The sequence below is a fragment of the Streptomyces sp. NPDC096339 genome, assembly GCF_044762985.1.
GTDB lineage: Bacteria > Actinomycetota > Actinomycetes > Streptomycetales > Streptomycetaceae > Streptomyces.
The window spans coordinates 59,619-79,355 of sequence record NZ_JBIWFI010000003.1; the positions used below are offsets into that span (position 1 = coordinate 59,619).

18 protein-coding genes are annotated in these 19,737 nt (G+C 73.1%); 10 read left to right on the plus strand and 8 right to left on the minus strand.

Going from position 1 to position 19,737, the window contains the following annotated elements; all coding sequences use genetic code 11:
• Nucleotides 1–73: 73 nt before the first annotated feature.
• Nucleotides 74–913, minus strand: coding sequence for a siderophore-interacting protein (locus tag ACIQ5Y_RS06825; RefSeq protein ID WP_403875838.1), 840 nt, complete (start codon nt 911–913; stop codon nt 74–76).
• A 49-nt stretch (nt 914–962) separates the two neighbouring features.
• Entirely contained in the window at nt 963–1,868 is a 906-nt protein-coding gene (locus tag ACIQ5Y_RS06830; RefSeq protein ID WP_403876534.1) for a 5'-3' exonuclease H3TH domain-containing protein, read from the minus strand.
• Nucleotides 1,869–2,075: 207 nt separating this feature from the next.
• On the opposite strand from ACIQ5Y_RS06830, the gene ACIQ5Y_RS06835 reads away from it, so the two are divergent.
• Together ACIQ5Y_RS06835 and ACIQ5Y_RS06840 are read left to right on the plus strand one after the other, a co-directional pair.
• Entirely contained in the window at nt 2,076–2,678 is a 603-nt protein-coding gene (locus ACIQ5Y_RS06835) for a helix-turn-helix domain-containing protein (RefSeq protein ID WP_403875841.1), read from the plus strand.
• Between the two features lie 4 nt (nt 2,679–2,682).
• Complete coding sequence (locus ACIQ5Y_RS06840; protein ID WP_403875844.1) at nt 2,683–3,399, plus strand: helical backbone metal receptor; 717 nt, start codon at nt 2,683–2,685, stop codon at nt 3,397–3,399.
• On the opposite strand, the gene ACIQ5Y_RS06845 is transcribed toward ACIQ5Y_RS06840, so the two are convergent.
• Nucleotides 3,389–4,516 (minus strand): TDT family transporter, encoded by a 1,128-nt coding sequence (locus ACIQ5Y_RS06845; RefSeq protein ID WP_403875846.1) that lies wholly within the window; start codon nt 4,514–4,516, stop codon nt 3,389–3,391. The two genes, ACIQ5Y_RS06840 and ACIQ5Y_RS06845, sit on opposite strands and share 11 nt — an antisense overlap.
• Nucleotides 4,517–4,586: 70 nt before the next feature.
• Between ACIQ5Y_RS06845 and ACIQ5Y_RS06850 the strand changes: the two genes are divergently transcribed.
• Nucleotides 4,587–5,510, plus strand: a complete 924-nt coding sequence (locus ACIQ5Y_RS06850; RefSeq protein WP_403875849.1) for a LysR family transcriptional regulator — start codon at nt 4,587–4,589, stop codon at nt 5,508–5,510.
• Nucleotides 5,511–5,910: 400 nt separating this feature from the next.
• Nucleotides 5,911–6,261, plus strand: coding sequence for a hypothetical protein (locus ACIQ5Y_RS06855; protein WP_403875852.1), 351 nt, complete (start codon nt 5,911–5,913; stop codon nt 6,259–6,261).
• A 73-nt stretch (nt 6,262–6,334) separates the two neighbouring features.
• Here ACIQ5Y_RS06855 and ACIQ5Y_RS06860 read toward each other — a convergent pair whose 3' ends face one another.
• The 4 genes from ACIQ5Y_RS06860 to ACIQ5Y_RS06875 form a co-directional block, all read right to left on the minus strand.
• Entirely contained in the window at nt 6,335–7,135 is an 801-nt protein-coding gene (locus ACIQ5Y_RS06860) for a hypothetical protein (RefSeq protein WP_403875855.1), read from the minus strand.
• 174 nt (nt 7,136–7,309) lie between these two features.
• On the minus strand, nt 7,310–8,017 hold the full coding sequence (locus ACIQ5Y_RS06865) for a gamma-glutamyl-gamma-aminobutyrate hydrolase family protein (RefSeq protein WP_403875858.1): 708 nt from the start codon (nt 8,015–8,017) through the stop codon (nt 7,310–7,312).
• A 44-nt stretch (nt 8,018–8,061) separates the two neighbouring features.
• The gene (eat, locus tag ACIQ5Y_RS06870) at nt 8,062–9,531 is read right to left on the minus strand and encodes an ethanolamine permease (RefSeq protein ID WP_403875861.1); all 1,470 of its coding nucleotides are present in this window, start codon (nt 9,529–9,531) and stop codon (nt 8,062–8,064) included.
• 119 nt (nt 9,532–9,650) lie between these two features.
• Entirely contained in the window at nt 9,651–10,397 is a 747-nt protein-coding gene (locus ACIQ5Y_RS06875; RefSeq protein WP_403875864.1) for a FadR/GntR family transcriptional regulator, read from the minus strand.
• A 77-nt stretch (nt 10,398–10,474) separates the two neighbouring features.
• Between ACIQ5Y_RS06875 and ACIQ5Y_RS06880 the strand changes: the two genes are divergently transcribed.
• The 4 genes from ACIQ5Y_RS06880 to ACIQ5Y_RS06895 all read left to right on the plus strand — a co-directional run bounded on the left by ACIQ5Y_RS06880 (nt 10,475) and on the right by ACIQ5Y_RS06895 (nt 15,396).
• On the plus strand, nt 10,475–11,839 hold the full coding sequence (locus ACIQ5Y_RS06880) for a glutamine synthetase family protein (RefSeq protein ID WP_403875867.1): 1,365 nt from the start codon (nt 10,475–10,477) through the stop codon (nt 11,837–11,839).
• 32 nt (nt 11,840–11,871) lie between these two features.
• On the plus strand, nt 11,872–13,251 hold the full coding sequence (locus ACIQ5Y_RS06885; protein WP_403875869.1) for an aldehyde dehydrogenase family protein: 1,380 nt from the start codon (nt 11,872–11,874) through the stop codon (nt 13,249–13,251).
• A gap of 5 nt (nt 13,252–13,256) precedes the next feature.
• Entirely contained in the window at nt 13,257–14,051 is a 795-nt protein-coding gene (locus tag ACIQ5Y_RS06890; RefSeq protein ID WP_403875872.1) for a 3-oxoacyl-ACP reductase, read from the plus strand.
• Nucleotides 14,052–14,130: 79 nt separating this feature from the next.
• The gene (locus ACIQ5Y_RS06895; protein WP_403875875.1) at nt 14,131–15,396 is read left to right on the plus strand and encodes a haloacid dehalogenase-like hydrolase; all 1,266 of its coding nucleotides are present in this window, start codon (nt 14,131–14,133) and stop codon (nt 15,394–15,396) included.
• Nucleotides 15,397–16,415: 1,019 nt separating this feature from the next.
• On the opposite strand, the gene ACIQ5Y_RS06900 is transcribed toward ACIQ5Y_RS06895, so the two are convergent.
• Nucleotides 16,416–17,609 (minus strand): amino acid deaminase/aldolase, encoded by a 1,194-nt coding sequence (locus ACIQ5Y_RS06900; RefSeq protein WP_403875878.1) that lies wholly within the window; start codon nt 17,607–17,609, stop codon nt 16,416–16,418.
• 128 nt (nt 17,610–17,737) lie between these two features.
• Here ACIQ5Y_RS06900 and ACIQ5Y_RS06905 point away from each other — a divergent pair, with 128 nt between their 5' ends.
• On the plus strand, nt 17,738–18,529 hold the full coding sequence (locus tag ACIQ5Y_RS06905) for a hypothetical protein (RefSeq protein WP_403875881.1): 792 nt from the start codon (nt 17,738–17,740) through the stop codon (nt 18,527–18,529).
• The gene (gene mycP / locus ACIQ5Y_RS06910) at nt 18,526–19,719 is read left to right on the plus strand and encodes a type VII secretion-associated serine protease mycosin (RefSeq protein WP_403875884.1); all 1,194 of its coding nucleotides are present in this window, start codon (nt 18,526–18,528) and stop codon (nt 19,717–19,719) included. The genes ACIQ5Y_RS06905 and mycP overlap by 4 nt, the downstream gene beginning before the upstream one ends.
• Nucleotides 19,720–19,737 lie beyond the last annotated feature (18 nt).

Genomic DNA, 19,737 nt, shown 5'->3' on the forward strand with positions numbered 1-19,737 from the left:
GGGCGCCGCCCCCGGACCCCCGTGCCTCGAACGCCGGCGGGGCTGGATGTGGGCGGGGCCTCGCCGGGAGGCGTCAGGCTGCGGTGGCGTGTTCCTGTTCGGCTTCCACCGCGGCGTTCCAGTCGCGCTTGATCGCACGCCAGCCCTCGTCCGTCTCGCCCAGGCGCCAGTAGCCCGAGATCGACAGGCGTTCGCGCGGGACGCCGCGTTCCAGGCGCAGCAGGTGCCGGAGGTCCTTGACGAAGCCCGCCTCGCCGTGGACGAAGGCGTGGACGTCCGGGGAGGGGAAGCGCAGTGCCCTGACCGCCTCCACCAGCGCCGCGCCGACCGGGCGGTCGCCGCGGTGGATCCAGACCGGGACGACGCCGTCCGGGGTGGCGATCTCCTGCTCGTCGGCCGGGCCCTCGATCTCCACGAAGGCGTGCACCCGCGCGCCCGCCGGCATCCGCTCCATCGCCGCCGCGATGGCGGGCAGTGCGCTCTCGTCACCCACCAGGAGGTGCCAGCCGGCCGCCGGGGCGGGGGCGTAGGCGCCGCCCGGGCCCAGGAACCGTACGGGTTCACCGGGCCGGGCCCGCTCCGCCCAGGGGCCCGCCAGGCCCTCGTCGCCGTGGACGACGAAGTCGAGGGTCAGCTCCCGCCGCGCCGCGTCCCAGCGCCGCACGGTGTACGCGCGCTGGCGCGGCCACTGCTCGCGCGGGTATTCGGCACGGATCCGCTCCAGGTCCCACGGCTCGGGGTAGGTCACGCCCTGCGGGGGGAAGAGGAGTTTCACGTAATGGTCGGTGAACTCGCCCGCGCCGAAGCCCTCCAGGCCCTCACCGCCCAGCACGACGCGCACCATGTGCGGCGTCAGCCGCTCGGTGCGTACGACGGCTGCGGTGCCGACGGTGCGGGCGCGTCCTTGTGCCACGGTGTCTCCCCTGACTCCCCAGAAACTTAGCCTTACCTAAGTTAGCACCTCAGGCGTGCAATGCGCCGCTCAGCCGTTCAACTGCGCCGCCCAGGCCCCACCGATGGGCTAGCGCCCCCACCAGTTCGGGTTGTGCGGGTGCCTTCGGGAGGGCCGGGTCGAAGGCCGGGAGCGGGACGTCGGAGGCCGCCCGGACCACCTTCGGGGCCACCGCCAGGTACGGCCGGGACTCGTCCAACCGCTTGCGCTGGGTGGGGGTCAGCTTCGACTTCGGGTCGTCGATCGCGGCGATGATCCCGGCCAGGTCCCCGTAGGCGTCGAGCAGCTTGGCCGCCGTCTTCTCGCCGATGCCCGGAACTCCGGGCAGGCCGTCGCTCGGGTCCCCGCGCAGCAGCGCCAGGTCCGCGTAGCCGGGGCCGTCCACCCCGTACTTCTCGCGCAGCCACGCCTCGTCCGTCACCTGGAGGGTGCCCACGCCCTTGAGGGGGTACAGCACCCGCCGCTGCCGGGCGTCGTCCACGAGCTGGTAGAGGTCGCGGTCGCCCGTGACGATGTCCACCGGGCCACTAGCGCGGGCCGTTAGGGTGCCGATCACGTCGTCCGCCTCGTACCCGGCGACGCCCACCCGGGCGATGCCGAAGGCGTCCAGCGCGGTCTCGATGATGGGGACCTGCGGGGCGAGGGTGTCGGGGGTCTCCTCGAGGTCGGGGCCGCTCTCGGTCTCCTCGGCGACGCGGTGGGCCTTGTAGGAGGGGATCAGCTCCACCCGCCAGTGCGGCCGCCAGTCGGCGTCCATGCACGCCACCAGGTCGTCGGGGCGGTGGTCCTGGACCAGCCGGCCGATGAAGTCGAGAAGTCCGCGGACGGCGTTGACGGGGGTGCCGTCGGGGGCCTTCACGGAGTCCGGCACACCGAAGTACGCGCGGTAGTAGAGGGAGGCGGTGTCCAGGAGCATCAGGCGTCGTGTCGTCGTCACGGTGACGATGATGCCGCAAAGCCGCGATACGGCCGGTGGGCCGGGTGGGAGCTTCCACCACGGAAGGTGAACGGGCGCGCACCCGGTGCGTACGGGAATCCCGAGCAGGCGAAACCGGGGGCGGATGCTGCGTAAGGTGCTTACAGCACACCGATGTGCGACGGACAAGGGGAGGGCAGCCCCGACATGAACGACAGGGACGGCAAGGACGCCTACAAGGACGGCAAGGAACCGCTCCGGGTGGGCGTGGCCGTGCGCAAGCGCCGCCGCGCGCTGCACCTGACGCTGGCCGCGGTGTCGGCGCGCAGCGGGCTGTCGGTGCCCTTCCTCAGCCAGATAGAGAACGAGCGGGCGCGGCCCAGCATGCGGTCCCTGGAACGGGTCGCGGACGCGCTGGAGACCACCGCCGTCGAGCTGCTGGCCGCCTCCGACACCGCCCGTACGGTGGACCTCGTACGGGCCGGGGACGAATCCGGGCTCACCCCGGTCCCGGGCGTGCGGCCGCTGGTGCGCGGTCACCACCAGCTGCACGCGCTGGAGTTCACCGGGGACCAGGACGCGGGGCGCGAGTACCAGCACCGCAACGACGAGCTGATGTACGTGGTTTCCGGTGCCTGCCAGGTGGAGGCCGAGGGGCGCGCGTACCGGCTGGAGAGCGGCGACGCGCTGTTCCTGTCCGGCGGGGTGCGCCACCGCTGGCGGGCCGCCGGCGAGGACACCCGGCTGCTGGTCGTGGCCGTCGGCGACCACATCCACGCCACCTCCGAACCGCCCTCGCCGGAGCACTGAGCCGGTGCGCGTCGTCTCGCTCGTGCCCTCCCTGACCGAAGCGGTGGCGGTGAGCGCGCCGGGACTGCTGGTCGGGGTCACCGACTGGTGCACGCACCCGGCGGACCTGGGGGGCGCGGCACGGATCGGGGGGACGAAGAACCCCGACGTACGGGCCGTCGTGGAGCTGCGCCCGGACCTGGTGATCGCCAACGAGGAGGAGAACCGGGCCCCGGACGTGGAGGCGCTGCGCGCGGCCGGGGTGGAGGTGCTGGTCACCGAGATCCGGGAGCTGCCGCAGGCGCTGAGCGAGCTGGACCGCGTACTGGTGGGGGCGCTGGGGCTGGAGCGGCCCGAGTGGCTGGACCGGGCGGAGGCCGCGTGGGCGGCGGTCGAGCCCGTCGGGTCCCTGACGGCGTTCGTGCCCATCTGGCGGCGGCCCTGGATGGTGCTGGGCCGGGACACCTTCGCCGGGGACCTCCTGCTGCGGCTGGGGGTGCGCAACGTCTACGCCGGGCACCCGGAGCGGTACCCGAAGGTGCCGCTCGCCGAGCTGACGTCGGCGTCGGGCGGCCGCGATCTGGTGGTGCTGCCCGACGAGCCGTACGCCTTCGGCGCCGAGGACGGCCCGGAGGCCTTTCCGGGCCTCCGGGCCGCGCTGGTCAGCGGCCGCCATCTGACCTGGTACGGGCCTTCGCTGGTGGAGGCCCCTCGGGTGCTGGCGGAATCGCTCAGCGGGTAGTGGGCAGCAGCCTGCCGGTGAACAGTCCGCGCAGGGTGTGGCCGGCGGCGAGTGTCCAGGCGGTGACCAGGCCCAGGAAGAGGGCGGCGGCCAGCCAGGCGAAGGCGTCCAGCCCGGTGTGGCGGGCCAGGCCGGCGGCGCCGGTGACGCAGGTGCCGACGGGGAAGGTCAGTGCCCACCAGGTCATCGCGAAGCCCATGCCGTTGCGGGCGGCCCGTACCAGCATCGACGCGGCGAGGGCCAGCCACAGCAGGGCGAAGCCCATCACGGGCACCCCGTAGACGACGGCGAAGGCGCCCAGCGCGTCGGCGTAGGGGCCGTCGATCGCGTGGGGGGCCTGGTCGGCGAGCTGGTTCACGGCGGTGGTGGACTGGCCGAGGGGGCCGAGGACCAGGAACAGGGCGGGGGTCAGTGCCAGGGGCAGGGGGCCGTGCAGGAGCAGCCGGCCGAAGACCAGGGGGAGCAGCAGCAGGGTGGCGAGCAGGCTGACGCCGAACATGGCGTAGCAGGCGAGGAGCATGGCCTCGCGGGGCTGCCCGGCGGGCAGGTGGGGGATCAGCAGGGGGCCGAGGGCGGCGGAGACCATGGGGGAGACCACGGGCAGCAGCCAGACGGGGGAGGCCTGGGAGGCCTCGACCTTGTGCCGGACCACCATCAGGTAGGGCACGACCACGGCCATGACCAGGCCGATCGCGGTGCCGGCGGTGAAGAGCACGGTGTCCGCGGCCACGGCGGCGCCGGTGCCGATGAGGTCCTTGCCGACGATCAGGGTGCCGCCGCCGACGGCCAGCAGGGCCATCGAGAGACAGCCGTAGAAGGGGGCGACGGCGGGGTCCAGGAGATGGGCGCGGGCCTGGTCGCGGTGGTGGAGCCAGTGGCCGGCGCGGGCGGTGAGCAGGACGGCGAGGGCGACGGCGGACAGCGCCCAGACGATCTGGCAGGCCACGCGCTGGCCGGGGAGCTGGTACGGGAGGGTCGCGCCGGCGTTGGCGATGATCGCCGTGCCCATGACGGACGCGTACCAGTTGGGGCCGAGGTGTCGCAGCGCGGGGGCCTTGTGGGCCCGGGGCGCGGGTTCTTCGGTGAAGGTGCGGAGTCGCACGATGGTGGTGGCCATGCATCCAGCGTCGTCGCAGGTGGGGCCGGGTGGCAGAGGTCATCTCGCTATAAGGCCATAAACTGATGTTATGGGTGAAGAGGAGTGGGTGCCGCTGGCGCACCGGGTGCCGGACCTGGGCGCCCTGGAGCTGCTGCTGGCGGTTGCGCGGGTCGGCAGCCTGAGTGGCGCGGCGCGCAAGCTGGGCATCACGCAGCCGGCCGCGAGCAGCCGGATCCGGGCGATGGAGACCCGACTGGGCGTGGCTTTGGTGGACCGCTCGCCCCGGGGATCGACGCTGACGGCGGAAGGGGCGCTGGTCACGGACTGGGCCCGGCAGGTCGTGGAGGCGGCGGAGGCCTTCGACGCGGGGGCGCAGGCGCTGCGGGGGCGGCGGGACTCGCGGCTGCGGGTGGCGGCGAGCATGACCATCGCCGAGTACCTGCTGCCGGGCTGGCTGATCGCCCTGCGGGGGGACCGGCCGGACACGGCCGTGTCCCTGCACGCCGGGAACTCGGCGGAGGTCGCCCGACGGGTCCTCACGCACGAGGCGGACCTGGGCTTCGTGGAGGGGCTGACGGTGCCGGAGGGCCTGGACTCGGTGGTGATAGCGCAGGACCGCCTGGTGGTCGCGGTGGCTCCGGGCCATGCGTGGGCGCGGCGCGCGAAGGGGGTGGAGGCCGCCGAACTGGCCTCGACCCCGTTGATCCTGCGCGAGCGGGGGTCGGGTACCCGGCAGGTACTGGACGCCGCGTTGGCCTCGGCCGGCGGGCTGGCCGCGCCGCTGCTGGAGCTGGCCTCGACCACCGCGGTGAAGGCGGCGGCGCTGAGCGGGGCGGGGCCGTGCGTGCTGTCGGAGCTGGCGGTGGGCGATGAGCTGGGTGCGCGGCGGCTGGTGGAGGTGCCGGTGCTGGGCGCGGCGCTGGGCCGGGCCCTGCGGGCGGTCTGGCCGGCGGGCTCCCGCCCGGCGGGCCCGGCGCGTGACCTGCTGTCGCTGACCCGGCGGCGCCTGTAGGTGCCGGGCCGTGCCGGGCCGTGCCGGGCCGTGCCGGGGGCCGGGGCTGGGGCGGGTGCGGCGCCGTTGCCGGGGCGCTGCCCCGGACCCCGCGCCTCAAACGCCGGCGGGGCTGGATTCGGCGTGCCTCGGAGGTCGGTGGGGCTGGATTGGGCGTGCCCAGAACGCCGGCAGGGCTGGATTGGGCGTGCCTCGGAGGTCGGTGGGGCTGGTTTGGGCGTGCCTCGGAGGTCGGTGGGGCTGGATTGGGCGTGCCCAGAACGCCGGTGGGGCCGGAACGTTGCGGTGGGCCGTTCGGGCGATGCGGGATCGATTCGGCACGGGATGGCGGGTGACCTGGGCGTATCTCGCCGGAAAGGTGACTCCCGCACGTTCGTTGCTTTCCCGAGGGGAACCCCTGATGCGTCTTCGCCATGCCGCCGTCGCCGCCTTCGGCGCCTTCACGCTGCTCCTGACCCTCCCGACGTCGGCCTCGGCCGCGACGGGGCAGTTCCAGTACACCGTCGTCGGCCTCGACGGCAGCCCGCTGAGGGTGGTGCTGGAGAACCCGCCGGGCGGGGAGTGCATCACGCTGCCCGAGGTCGCCGACCCGTCCTCCAGCGAACCGGCCCACTCGCCGCGCAACCGGACCACGGCGACGGCCACGGTGTTCACCGAACCGGACTGCGAGGGCGACTACTTCACGCTCCGCCCGCTCACGGGCCGCGGCTCGGAGCGGCTGAAGCTGCGGTCGGTCCTCTTCAGCGGCTGACGGATGCCGCCGTACCGCCGTGCCCGGCTCACGGCCCGGCCCCCACCCGGTGGGACGGGGCGCGGACCGCAAGTCACGTCTGCGGGCGGGTCTTTGGCTCGACGCGCGACTGGAGGGCCTTTGTCAGGAGCGATCCCGCGACGATCAGGGCAAGGCCCAGCCACCACATGTTGTCGAAGACCAGCACCGCGATGCCGATCGGCACCAGCAGCCCCGCCAGTGGCAGCAGCAGCGAGGCCGTGCCCGGTCCGGTGCCACCGCGGGCGCGGGACCGGGCGACCTCCGGGTACCAGGCGGTGAACCGCAGCGCGGCGACGATGGCCAGGATCTGGATGATCCAGCCGGTCCAGATGTTGTTCGGGTTGTGCAGGACCAGGTCCCCGTACGCCCCGGCGATGGCCGCCACCAGGAAGGCCAGGCCCCACACCCCGGTGATGAGGTAGTTGGTCCGCAGGAAGGTGCGCGTGTGCCACAGGGACGGATCCACCTCCTCCCGCGCGTACTGGAGCGTGAACGGCATGCGCACGGCCATCGAGCCGAAGGCGATCACGGTGAGGGAGAGGTTCGCGACCTCGCCCGCGTACGTCTCCAGCCAGCGCAGGGTGCCCTCGCTCGCCAGCGCCCCGAGGAGGGCCATCGCGGCGAAGAACACCACGTCGGCCACTTCCAGCAGCTTCCAGGAGCGGCCCCGATTGATCAGGTGGCCGGCCACGACCAGCGCGACGGCCGTGGCCAGGGACAGTACGACCGCGATCTCGAAGCGCCCGGGGCCGACGAGCAGGGAGAAGATGATCCACGGCGCCATGCCCACGACCGGGTTCTCCAGGAACCCGGCGACCAGGCCGGTCGCCGTGCCGTTTGCCTCGGTTCTCACCCTTCCAGCGTGCGCGCAGCGAAGGGCGGGTGCCATTCGGGAGCCGGGCCCGGATCCCGGCCGGGTGCAACGGCCCGCGCCCCCCGGGCCGTTGCGTGCTCGCCCGCCGGCTCTACGCGGACCGGCACCCGCCTGCTCCCGGGGCCGGCCCCGGCCCCGGACGCGCGGTGGGGGTCAGGACACCGGGACGGCCCGGCGGGCCGTGGCGGCCTCGATGAGGGAGGCCATCACCCGGGTGTCCTTGTCGCGCTCCGGGTGCCACTGGACGCCCACGACCCACTTCGACCGGTCGGGGTCCTCGATGGCCTCCACCGTGCCGTCCACCGCGTACGCCGATACGACCAGGCCGCGGCCCAGCCGGTCCACGGCCTGGTGGTGGTAGGTCGGGACGTCCGCTTCCTCGGGGACGAGCTCCGCGTACCGGGTGCCCGCGACCGGGCGGACCGGGTGCCAGCCCGTGACGCCCGGGGTGTGCACGTGCCCGTCGATGTGCTGGATCAGCGTGCCGCCCAGGGCCACGTTCAGCGCCTGCATGCCCCGGCAGATGCCCAGCAGGGGGACGTCCAGGTCCAGCGCCGCCGTGATCAGGGCGAGTTCCCACTGGTCGCGGACGGTGGCCGGGGCGCCCGTGCGCGGGTCGCGGACCGCCCCGTAGTGGACCGGGTCCACGTCCGGGCCGCCCGCCACGATCAGGCCGTCCACCCGGGCCAGCACCTCCGCCGCCGACGCGGGTTCGTCCGGCGGGAGCAGCACGGCCGCGCCGCCCGACGCCTGGACGAGCTCGTAGTACCCGGACGGTACGAGGGACGTCGGGAGGTCCCACACCCCGTAGCGGGTGGATTCCTCGACGTAGGTGGTGATGCCGATGAGCGGCCTGGACACGTTCCATACCTCCGATGGGGGAGAAGCGGCGTAGGGGCAGGATTTCAGTCGCGGGTCAGTTCCGCCTCGGCTTCTGCCAGAGCCGCGAACTCCTCCTCGGGGGCCGAGGCCACGAGGTGGTGCCGACTGTAGAACGCGAAGTAGGCGAGGGCGACGGCGTACACGGCCAGCGCGATGAATGCCGCGTCCTTGTCCACCAGGAAGGTGGCGACCAGGGCCGAGAGGGCCAGTACGAAGGCCACCGAGGAGGTGGCGATCCCGCCGGGGGTGCGGTAGGGGCGCTCCAGGCCGGGCTCCCGGCGGCGCAGCACGATGTGGGAGAGGGCCATCAGCGCGTAGGAGATGGTGGCGCCGAAGACGGCGATGTTGAGCATGCGCGCGCCGTTCCCGGTGGCCGCGGCGAGGGCGAAGCCGATCGCGCCGGGGATGACCAGGCCCAGGTACGGGGCCTTGCGCTTCGAGGTCAGGGACAGGAAACGGGGCAGGTAACCGGCCCGGGACAGGGCGAAGAGCTGGCGCGAGCCCGCGTAGATGAGGGAGAAGAAGGAGGCCACCAGGCCGGCGAGGCCCGCGTAGTTCACGAAGCGGCTCAGCGCGGTCGGGCCGCCGTCCCCCTCCAGGGCCACCACCAGGGGGTTTCCGGCGGTCTTGACGGCGTCGGCGCCCTGGGCTCCGGTCGCGGCGAAGAAGGTGACGAGGGCCAGCAGGGCGAGGATGCCCATGGAGATCGCGAGCGCCTTCGGCATGGAGCGGACCGGGTCCTTGGCCTCCTCGGCGGCCAGTGGGACGCCTTCCACCCCGAGGAAGAACCACATCCCGAAGGGGAACGCCGCCCAGATGCCGAGGACGCCCAGCGGCAGCCAGGAGTTCGAGCCGAACGCCTGCGGGTCGACCGGGATGTCGTTCAGGCCGTCGGCGCTGAACTCGGTGAAGGCGCCCACCGCGAAGATCAGCAGCGCGGCGACGGCGACGGCGGTCACGACGAGGCTGAAGCGCAGCGCCTCGCCGACGCCCCACAGGTGCACGCCGATGAAGATCACGAAGCAGCCGAGGTAGACCGGCCAGCCCGAGGTCAGGCCGAAGAGGCCGAGGGACTCCACGTAGTCGCCGATGAAGATGACGATCGCCGCCGGGGCCAGGATGTACTCGATGAGGATCGCGGTGCCGGTGAGGAAGCCGCCCCAGGGGCCCAGCGCGCGGCGGGCGAAACCGTAACCGCCACCCGCCGTCGGCAGGATGGTGGACAGTTCGGCGAGGGAGAAGACCAGGCAGGCGTACATCGCGCCCATGAGGACGGTGGCGATGGCGAGGCCGCCGAAGCCGCCCTTGTCGAGGCCGACGTTCCAGCCGGAGAAGTCCCCGGAGACGACGTACGCGACACCGAGGCCGGTCAGCAGCAGCCAGCCGGCGCTGCCCCGGCGCAGCGTGCGGCGCTCCAGGTAGTCGTCCCCGCCCTCGGGGGAGTCGGGTGTTCCGGGCACGGCTTTCAGCCGTGCCGCGACGTCGTCGGCCATCGTGCGCTCCTGCCTGCGGGCAATGCTGCAATGGTTTTGCTGCGTACCTTTGCCGCAGGAGAGTGGAGTGCGCAAGACCTCTGCGTTAAACGGACGTTACGAAGCCCTCTCCGGCCGGGTCACGCGAGGAACCCCCGCAGCAGCGCCGCCGTGCCGCAGCAGTGCTCGCGCATGATCTCCCGCGCCCCGGCGGCGTCCCGGTCCAGCACCGCCTCGACCAGCGCGGTGTGCTGTTGCTGGGAGTGCTCCAGGTTCCGTACGAGCAAGGGGATGCAGTCCAGCAGGTCGTTGACCGTGGCCCGGACGGCCGCGTACTGGGCCGTCAGGGTCGCGGACCCGGCCAGTTCGCACAGGGTGAGGTGGAAGAGGGTGTCCTGGCGGCGGTAGTCGGCGAGCGGGGCGTCGTGGGTGGCGGCCAGCGCTCCGAGGAGCCGGTCGGTGGCCTCCTCGGTCAGCCCCTGGGAGGCGCACAGCCCGGCCGCCCCCACCTCCAGGACCTCGCGGAAGCGCAGTACGTCCTCGATGTCCACGCCCGCGACGCGCCGGCGCAGCTCCTCCTCGGCGCCGCCCGCGGGGGTGTCGGGGCGCGGCAGCACAAACGTTCCTCCGTACCGGCCGCGTCGGGCCTCCACCAGTCCCTGGTCCTGGAGCACCTTCAGCACCTCGCGCAGCGTGACCCGGCTGATTCCCATCCGCTCCGCCAACTCGCGCTCGGGCGGCAGCCGTTCCCCGCCGGAGACCAGGCCCAGTCGGACCACCTGGAGGATCTGTTCCAGGGCCTCCTCGAAACCGTTGCCCGCCCGCACCTGTCGCAGCACGGGATCCAGCCGCCGCGCGGCGTCCCCTTCGCTCGCCGTGTCGGTCATCTTGGCTCCTCCCCTTCCCAAGCAATGGTTCTGTTCAATACCTTAGGCGCACTCGGCTCACCGAAGGAGAGAATCCAGTGGTAGACCGCAAGCCGCCGCTCGCGCCCGAGGAGCTCCGTGCCCTCGTCGCCAGCGGTGAGATCGACACAGTCGTCCTGGCCTTCCCCGACATGCAGGGGCGGCTCCAGGGCAAGCGGTTCGCCGCACAGTTCTTCCTCGACGAGGTCCTCGCGCACGGCACCGAAGGGTGCAACTACCTGCTCGCCGTCGACACCGACATGAACACCGTCGACGGCTACGAGATGTCCTCCTGGGACCGGGGCTACGGCGACTTCGCCATGCACCCCGACCTCGCCACCCTGCGCCGCATCCCCTGGAACCCGGGTTCCGCCTTCGTCCTCGCCGACCTCGCCTGGAACGACGGCTCGCCCGTCGTCGCCGCGCCCCGCCAGATCCTGCGCCGCCAGCTGGAGCGCCTCGCCGAGCTCGGCTACACGGCGATGGTGGGCACCGAGCTGGAGTTCATGGTCTTCCGGGACACCTACGAGCAGGCCTGGGACGCGGGCTACCGCGGCCTGACCCCCGCCAACCAGTACAACATCGACTACTCCGTCCTCGGGACGGGCCGCGTCGAGCCCCTGCTGCGCCGCATCCGGGGCGAGATGCAGGCCGCGGGCCTGATCGTCGAGTCGGCGAAGGGGGAGTGCAACCTCGGCCAGCACGAGATCGTCTTCCGCTACGACGAGGCGCTGACCACCTGCGACCAGCACTCCGTCTACAAGACCGGGGCGAAGGAGATCGCCTCCCAGGAAGGCGTCTCGCTCACCTTCATGGCCAAGTTCGACGAGCGCGAGGGTAACTCCTGCCACATCCACCTCTCGCTCAACGACACCGACGGACGCAACGCCATGGCCGGTGACGGGCCGGGGGGAATGTCGCCGGTGATGCGGCACTTCCTCGCCGGCCAGCTGGCGGCGCTGCGCGACTTCTCCCTTCTCTACGCCCCCAACATCAATTCGTACAAGCGTTTCCGGCCGGGATCCTTCGCGCCCACCGCGGTCGCCTGGGGCGTGGACAACCGGACCTGCGCGCTCCGCGTGGTCGGCCACGGCCGCTCCATGCGCTTCGAGAACCGCCTCCCCGGCGGCGACGTCAACCCCTACCTCGCCGTCTCCGGCCTGGTCGCGGCCGGGCTCTACGGCATCGAGAACCAGCTGGAACTCCCCGAGGCGTGCGCCGGCAACGCCTACACCGCCGACTACGCGCACGTCCCCGCGACCCTGCGCGAGGCCGCCGAACTCTGGGAGAACAGCGAGATCGCCAAGGCCGCCTTCGGCCCCGAAGTGGTCGCCCACTACCGCAACATGGCCCGCGTCGAACTCGACGCCTACGACTCCGCGGTGACCGACTGGGAGCTGCGCCGCTCCTTCGAACGCCTGTAAGACCACAGAACCGACACCAGAGAGGCACCCACGTGTCCGATGCGCTGGCCCCCGACGACCTAGAGGTCCTGAATCCGGCCACCGAGGAAACCGTCGCCATCGTCCCGGCCGCCACACGGGACGATGTCGACGCCGCCGTCGCCCGGGCCGCCGCGGCTCAGCGTGCCTGGGCGGCGGCCGCCCCCGCGGACCGGGCCCGGCTGCTGCGCCGCTTCGCCGCGGTCGTCGACGCGAACATCGAGGAACTGGCCCTGCTGGAGGTCCGCGAAGCCGGCCACACCATCGGCAACGCCCGCTGGGAGGCGGGCAACGTACGCGACCTGCTCGACTTCGCCGCCGGAGGAGTGGAACGCCTCTCCGGCCGCCAGATCCCCGTCGCCGGCGGCATCGACGTCACCTTCCTCGAACCGCTCGGCGTGATCGGGGTGATCGCCCCCTGGAACTTCCCCATGCCGATCGCCGCCTGGGCCCTGGCGCCCGCCCTGGCCGCGGGCAACGCCGTGATCCTCAAGCCCGCCGAGACCACCCCCCTCACGGCCCTGCGCCTCGCCGAACTCGCCCTCGAAGCCGGGATCCCCGAGCACCTCTTCCAGGTGCTCCCCGGTCGCGGAGCGGTCGCCGGCGACGCGCTCGTCGAGCACCCCGGTGTCGCCAAGATCGTCTTCACCGGCTCCACCCGCGTCGGCAAGCAGATCATGGCCAAGTGCGCCGACCGGGTGAAGCGCGTCACCCTCGAACTCGGCGGCAAGAGCCCCAACATCGTCTTCGCCGACGCCGACCTGGAAGCGGCCGCCGCCGCGGCTCCCATGGCCTTCCTCGACAACACCGGCCAGGACTGCTGCGCCCGTACCCGGATCCTCGTACAGCGCTCCGCCTACGACCGGTTCCTGGAACTCCTCGCCCCCGGCATCGAGTCCGTCCTCGTCGGCGACCCGCTCGACGAGAAGACCCAGATGGGGCCGCTCATCTCGCGCGCCCAACTGGAGCGCGTACGGTCCTACGTCACCGGCGACCTCACCGCGATCCGCGGCAAGGCCCCCGAGGGCCCCGGCTTCTGGTACCCGCCGACCCTGATCACGGACGTCGCCCCCACCTCGCCCGTGGCCGCCGAGGAGGTCTTCGGCCCGGTGGCCGTCGTCCTGCCCTTCGAGGACGAGGAGGACGCCGTACGCCTGGCCAACGCGACCGAGTACGGCCTCTCCGGCTCCCTCTGGACCCGCGACATCGGCCGCGCCCTGCGCGTATCGCGCGCCGTCGCCGCCGGGAACCTGTCCGTCAACTCGCACAGCAGCGTCCGCTACTGGACCCCCTTCGGCGGCTACAAGCAGTCCGGACTCGGCCGCGAGCTCGGACCCGACGCCCTCACCGCTTTCACCGAGACCAAGAACGTCTTCATCAGCACGGAGGCCTGAAGCACATGAGCACTGCAGGGACCGAAGAGATCGTCTGCCGCCGCCTGGTCGGCCGCACCGCCGTCATCACCGGAGCCGGCAGCGGCATCGGCCTCGCCACCGCCCGCCGGCTGGCCTCCGAGGGAGCCAACGTCGTCTGCGGAGACATCGACGAGACCGCCGGCAAGGCCGCGGCCGAAGAGGTCGGCGGCACCTTCGTGAAGGTCGACGTCACCGACCCCGAGGAGGTCGAGGCCCTCTTCAAGACCGCCTTCGACACCTACGGCTCCGTCGACATCGCCTTCAACAACGCGGGCATCTCGCCCCCGGACGACGACTCGATCCTCACCACCGGCCTGGAGGCCTGGAAGCGGGTCCAGGACGTCAACCTCACCTCCGTCTACCTCTGCTGCAAGGCCGCCCTGCCCTACATGCAGCGCCAGGGCCGCGGCTCCATCATCAACACCGCCTCCTTCGTGGCCATCATGGGCGCCGCCACCTCCCAGATCTCCTACACCGCCTCCAAGGGCGGCGTCCTGGCCATGTCCCGCGAGCTCGGCGTGCAGTTCGCCCGCGAGGGCATCCGCGTCAACGCCCTGTGCCCGGGACCCGTCAACACCCCGCTCCTCCAGGAGCTGTTCGCCAAGGACCCCGAGCGCGCTGCCCGCCGCCTCGTTCACATCCCGCTCGGCCGCTTCGCCGAGCCCACCGAGATCGCCGCCGCCGTCGCGTTCCTCGCCAGCGACGACTCCTCCTTCATCAACGCCACCGACTTCCTCGTCGACGGCGGCATCTCCGGCGCGTACGTCACCCCGCTGTAGACCAGCCCCGTAACCGTCGGCCGGCCGGGCGCCTCGCAAGGCGCCCGGCCGTTCCACATCCCGAACCATGAGGAGCAGCATGCGAAGAAACAGAACCGCCACCCTCGCCCTCATAGCCGCCACCGGCTCCGGACTCCTCTGGGCGGCGCCCGCGGAGGCTGACCAGACTTCCTGCCGCCGGTCGGCGGTCGTCGGGCCCGGCTGGTACGGGGACAACCAGGCCCGCCTCCAGCAGCTCGTCGACCGGTACGGCGCCTGCGGCGGGCGGCGCCACAAGCCGGTGGCCGTCTTCGACTGGGACAACACCGTGGTCAAGAACGACGTCGGCGACGCGACCATGTACTGGCTGCTGCGCAACGGCAGGATCCGCCGCCCGGCCGACTGGTCCGCCACCAGCCGCTTCCTGACCCCCGCGGCCGCCACCGCCCTCGCCGAGGCCTGCACCCCGCTCGCCCGCACCGGAGAGCCGCTGCCCACGGGGACCCCGCAGGGAGCCGGCTGCGCCGACGAGATCAACGCCGTCTACGGCACCGCCGCGACCCGCACCGGCGCCGCCGCCTTCGCCGGCTGGGACCGCCGCACCACCGAGCCCTCGTACTCCTGGCTGGCCCAGCTGACGCAGGGCTGGACGGCCCGCGACGTACGAGGCTTCGCCGCCGCCGCCCGCACCGAGAACCTCGCAGCCCCCATCGGAGCCACCCAGCAGGTCGGCACGGGCACCGCCACCGGCTGGGTCCGCTACTACGACCAGCAGAAGGACCTGATCAACACCCTGCGCAGGGCCGGCTTCGACGTCTGGATCACCTCGGCCTCGCCGCAGCCGGTCGTCGAGGTGTGGGCCAAGGGCGTGGGCATCGACGCCGACCACGTCATCGGCATCCGCAACACCACCACCCGCGGCGGGAAGCTCACCTCCCGCCTCCAGGGCTGCGGATCCGTCCCGGACGGCGCCGACACGATGATCACGTACATCGACGGCAAGCGCTGCTGGATCAACAAGGAGGTCTTCGGCGTGCGCGGCGCGGACGCCGAGAAGGTCCAGCCGCCCGCCCGCCGCCAGGTGTTCGCCGCCGGAGACTCCGACACCGACATCTCGTTCCTGCGCGACGCGACCGCCCTGCGGCTCGTCCTGAACCGCAACAAGAACGAGCTCATGTGCCGCGCCTACGAGAACGGCGACGGCCGCTGGATCGTCAACCCCATGTTCATCGACCCCAAGAAGCAGAAGACGACGCCGTACCCGTGCGCGACCACCGGCTACGTCGACCACGACGGCACCAAGGGCCCGGTCCTGCGCTCCGACGCGAGCGTCATCCCGGACCAGACGGACTCCGTGTACGGCTGACGGCCTCGGGAGCGAGCGGAGTGCCCGCTGCGTGCGGTGGGTCTTGGACGGTTAGCCGACATGGCATCCGGCGGTCGGCTTTTCCAGGAACCTCGGAGGCAGGCTGGACCGGACTCTCCAGTAAGGAGGCCGTGAGCGCTCGGGTCGCGGACCAGCACCCCCGGCCCACAGGCCTCGTACGCTCGTTCGGGTGACAGGAAGGCTGTTCTCGCTTGCGGCCCCTTCTCTGCTTCATGGTCTGACACTCACCAACCGTGGGTGGGCCGGCTGATCGGTGGCAGGGGGTGACAGTGGCGGAAACCGTCGGGTTGAGCACTTCCTGTCGAATCCGGATCGCTGGCACAAGGTGGACCTCGTGCGGCGCCGCAAGGCCAGTGCGCCGGGCAGCTGGGCTTATGAGGCACATCCGATGATCCTCGGTCCCGGCTACGCCTCTCCGGCGGTACGGCAGATGCGGCAGCAGTCCGGTGCCCTGGAACGGATAGGCGGGGTGGACGGCAACGTCTCCAACCTGTCGGTCGTCTCCTTCCCCGCCGGCCTCGCCCCCGCCGACGGCAAGCCGATCTCAACCGAGATCACACTCACGGCCGCCGAGGAGGCCCGGCTGGAGAAGGAAGCGAAGAGGCGGCGGGGCCGCGCCCGGGCGCTGGAGCGTTCCCGCCGGGCGCGGCCCCGCCCAGTACAGGCTGTCGAAGAAGCAGGCCCGCAGGGCCGAGCGCCGGGCATCCAGGGGCCTGCCGGAGAAGACCGTCACAGTCCCCGGCGGTGCCCGCGCCGCCCGTGCGGACGGGGTTGCGAAGCAGGCGTTCCGCCATGACCGTCTGTCCGCCAACTACCAGCAGATGCGCGCCCGTCAGGTTGAGTGCGCCGCATCGGCCGCCGAGCACCGGCGCTACCGCGCCCGTACCGTGGCCAGGGACGTCATCACCGCGCACGGGCCGAATCTGACGGTCGGAACGCCTGGCCCCCGCCCCGGCTGCAACCCGCAACTCACCCTGCGATGATTGGCGGATCAAGTCTCAGAGGAAGGTCTTCCCCTCGCCCCGGTACGTCGGCGCGCTGCCCGTCACCCGGTCGCCCTCCACGAAGTGCAGGGTGTCGAACCGCTCGCACAGCTCACCGGCCTTCGCGTGCCGGAACCAGACCCGGTCGCCGATCAGCAGGTCGTCGGCCGGGCTGCCCAGCAGCGGGGTCTGGACCTCCCCGGCGCCCTCCTGCGGGTCGTAGCGCAACCCCTGCGGCAGGTACGGCACCGGTGAGCGGTCGGCGCCGGCCGCGCCCGAGGCCGGGTACCCGCCCCCGAGGACGGTCACCACGCCCACCCCGGGCCGCCGGACCACCGGCTGCGCGAACAGGGCCGCCGGACGCCCGCTGAACGTCGTGTAGTTGTCGAACAGCCGCGGCAGGTACAGCCCCGACCCGGCGGCGATCTCGGTGACCGCGCCCTCCGCCGCGGTCTCCGCGACGCTGCCCGTCCCGCCCCCGTTGACGAACTCCAGGTCCGGCACCACGGCCCGCACGGCCCGTACCACCGCCGCCCGCCGCGCCGCCAGCTCCTTGCGGGCCGCGCCCTGCATCAGCCGGATCGCGCGCGAGCGCAGCGGCCGCCCGGCCAGCGAGTCCCCGACCCCGGCGACATGGCCCTCGTACGCCATCAGACCGACCACCCTGAACCCGGGCCGCTCGGACACCACCCTCGCCAGCTCCGCCAGCTCCGCGGGCTCCCGCAGCGGCGAGCGCCGAGCCCCGACCCGGACCCGCCCGCCGAACAGGTGCAGCGCGGTGTCGAGTTCGAGGCAGACCCGGATCTCCTCGGAGCCGCCGTCCCGGGCCCGGTCGATGAGCTCCAGCTGCGCGGGATCGTCCACCATCACCGTCACGGCGCCGGCCAGCTTGGCGTCCCCGGCCAGCTCCCCGAACCCGGCCCGGTCCACGGACGGATAGGCCAGCAGTACGTCCTCGAAGCCCGCCCGGGCCAGCCAGAGCGACTCCGCCAGGGTGTACGACATGATCCCGGCGAACCCGGGCCGTGCCAGTACCCGTTCCAGCAGCGCACGGCACCGTACGGACTTGCTGGCCACGCGCACCGGCTTCCCGCCCGCCCGGCGGACCAGGTCGTCGGCGTTGGCGTCGAACGCCTCGAGATCCACGATGGCCAGCGGCGCGTCGAGATGCGCGGTCGCCCGGTCGTACCGGGCCCGGTCGGAAGACATGGCGGCAGCTTGCCAGAGGTCTCTACCGGTGGGTAGGGGTATCCGCCCCCCGACGGAGCGGAGGCGGCGGGCGAACCCCGTAGAGTAGCGGGCAGGCAGCCGTACGGAACGGGGGGCGGAGCCGCCGGATGACCACGACGACACCGCGGACCGTGATCACGGCCGAGCCCGACCCGGATCAGCCCCCGGCCGGCCACCCCGGCCACCCCCGCCGCAGCCCCGCACGGGTACTGGCCGCGGCGGTGTGCGCCACCCTCGGCACCGGCCTCCTCGCCGGAGCCGGCCTCACCGTCTGGTCCGAGCACCGCGCCACGCACCACGCGCCCTCCGCCAACGCCGCCTACGGCAAGGCCCGTTCGCTGTGGCACTCCGCTCCCGTGGACAGCCTCCTGCCGCCCGTCCTCGCCGGTCCCGCGGCCGGCCCCGGCGGCGCCGACCGCAGCTGGACCCGCACCGCTCTGGCCCCCGACGCCGACTGCCCCGCAGCCCTCCCCTCCGACTGGCAGCAGCTGCTGGCCACCACCGGCTGTACCCGCGTGCTCCGCGCCACCTACACCGACGCCACCGGCAGCTCCCTGATCACCGTCGGCCTGGTCTTCACCCCGGCCGACGCCCCCGCGATGGCCGCGCTCACCGGGCGGTTCACCGCTCCGCCCGGCTACGGCTTCGCCGGCGCGCAGCGCGCCGCCTGGACGGCGTCCGTGCTCCCCGACGCCCCCGTCGTGCTCTACACGGTGTCCGCCTTCGCCGACGGCCGCCACCTGGAAACGCCCCTGCCCGCCGAGGACCTGATGAAGAAGGACGCCACGGGCCCCGCCGCCCGGGCCGGCCTCGGCCACGAGGCCAAGGGCCTCGCCGGCCGGGTCGCGGCCGCCCTGCGCACGCTCACCACCCCGCCCACCCCGGCGCCGGCCCGATGAGCGCGGCCGGCCGTACGGTCGCCGTCGCGCTCGCCGCCCTCCTCGTGAACGGCGCCATCGCGCCCACCGCCGCCGCGGACACCATCCGGGACCGCGAATGGGGCCTGCTGGCGCTGCGCGCGGAGGAGGCCTGGGGCACCACCCGCGGCGACGGGGTCACCGTCGCCGTCCTCGACACGGGGGTCGACGACTCCCACCCCGACCTCGCGGGCCAGGTCCAGGCCGGAACCGACCTCGTCGGCTTGGGCGCCGGCCGGGGCGACCGCTCCTGGGCCCGCCACGGCACCGCGATGGCGAGCATCATCGCGGGCCACGGGCACGGCCCCAACCGGGGCCAGGGCGTGCTCGGCGTCGCCCCGCAGGCGAAGATCCTCCCGGTCCGGGTGATCCTGGAGGAAGGGGACCCGGGCCGCGCCCAGGCCCGCGAGTCCAAGGGCGGGGCCCTCGCCGAGGGCATCCGCTGGGCCGCCGACCACGGCGCCGACGTGATCAACCTGTCCCTCGGCGACGACAGCGACTCCGCCCACCACGAGGCGGGCGAGGACGAAGCCGTCCAGTACGCGCTCTCCAAGGGCGTGGTCGTCGTCGCCTCCGCGGGCAACGGCGGAGAGAACGGCGACCGCGTCTCCTACCCGGCCGCCTACCCGGGCGTGATCGCCGTGACCGCCGTCGACCGTCGCGGCAAGAAGGCCAAGTTCTCCACCCGGAACTGGTACGCCACCGTCAGCGCCCCCGGCGTGGACGTGGTCATCGCCGACCCGGACCGCTCCTACTACGAGGGCTGGGGCACCAGCGCCGCGGCGGCCTTCGTCTCCGGAGCCGTGGCCCTGGTCAAGGCCGCCCACCCGGAACTCTCCCCGGCCCAGATCAAGAAGCTGCTGGAGGACACCGCCTCCGACTCCCCGGCGGGCGGACGCGACGACTCCCGCGGCCACGGGATGGTGGACCCGGCCGCCGCCCTGCAGCAGGCGGAGGCGATGCGCCCGCAGGCCCCGGTGCCCACCCCGGTCCCGGCCGGGCGGACCTGGTTCGGCTCCGGCCCCGACCCGGTCCGCCCGCCCGAGCGCGCCGCCCGGCTCGGCGCCCCGGCCGCGGCGGCCCTGGGGGCGGCGCTGCTCGCGCTGGCCTGCGTACTGGCCCGCCGCCCGCGCCGGGGCACCCGGGGGCGGGACGAGGACACCGCACAGTAGGGTCGGACCGACCGTGGC

Bases quoted from the DNA above. Each gene is read 5' to 3' on its own strand.
- ACIQ5Y_RS06845 (WP_403875846.1), bottom strand. From the start codon at position 4,516: ATGGCCACCACCATCGTGCGACTCCGCACCTTCACCGAAGAACCCGCG.
- ACIQ5Y_RS06875 (WP_403875864.1), bottom strand. From the start codon at position 10,397: ATGACCGACACGGCGAGCGAAGGGGACGCCGCGCGGCGGCTGGATCCC.
- mycP (WP_403875884.1), top strand. From the start codon at position 18,526: ATGAGCGCGGCCGGCCGTACGGTCGCCGTCGCGCTCGCCGCCCTCCTC.
- ACIQ5Y_RS06855 (WP_403875852.1), top strand. From the start codon at position 5,911: ATGCGTCTTCGCCATGCCGCCGTCGCCGCCTTCGGCGCCTTCACGCTG.
- ACIQ5Y_RS06900 (WP_403875878.1), bottom strand. From the start codon at position 17,609: ATGTCTTCCGACCGGGCCCGGTACGACCGGGCGACCGCGCATCTCGAC.
- ACIQ5Y_RS06835 (WP_403875841.1), top strand. From the start codon at position 2,076: ATGAACGACAGGGACGGCAAGGACGCCTACAAGGACGGCAAGGAACCG.
- ACIQ5Y_RS06850 (WP_403875849.1), top strand. From the start codon at position 4,587: ATGGGTGAAGAGGAGTGGGTGCCGCTGGCGCACCGGGTGCCGGACCTG.
- ACIQ5Y_RS06895 (WP_403875875.1), top strand. From the start codon at position 14,131: ATGCGAAGAAACAGAACCGCCACCCTCGCCCTCATAGCCGCCACCGGC.
- ACIQ5Y_RS06830 (WP_403876534.1), bottom strand. From the start codon at position 1,868: ATGCTCCTGGACACCGCCTCCCTCTACTACCGCGCGTACTTCGGTGTG.
- ACIQ5Y_RS06890 (WP_403875872.1), top strand. From the start codon at position 13,257: ATGAGCACTGCAGGGACCGAAGAGATCGTCTGCCGCCGCCTGGTCGGC.
- ACIQ5Y_RS06905 (WP_403875881.1), top strand. From the start codon at position 17,738: ATGACCACGACGACACCGCGGACCGTGATCACGGCCGAGCCCGACCCG.
- eat (WP_403875861.1), bottom strand. From the start codon at position 9,531: ATGGCCGACGACGTCGCGGCACGGCTGAAAGCCGTGCCCGGAACACCC.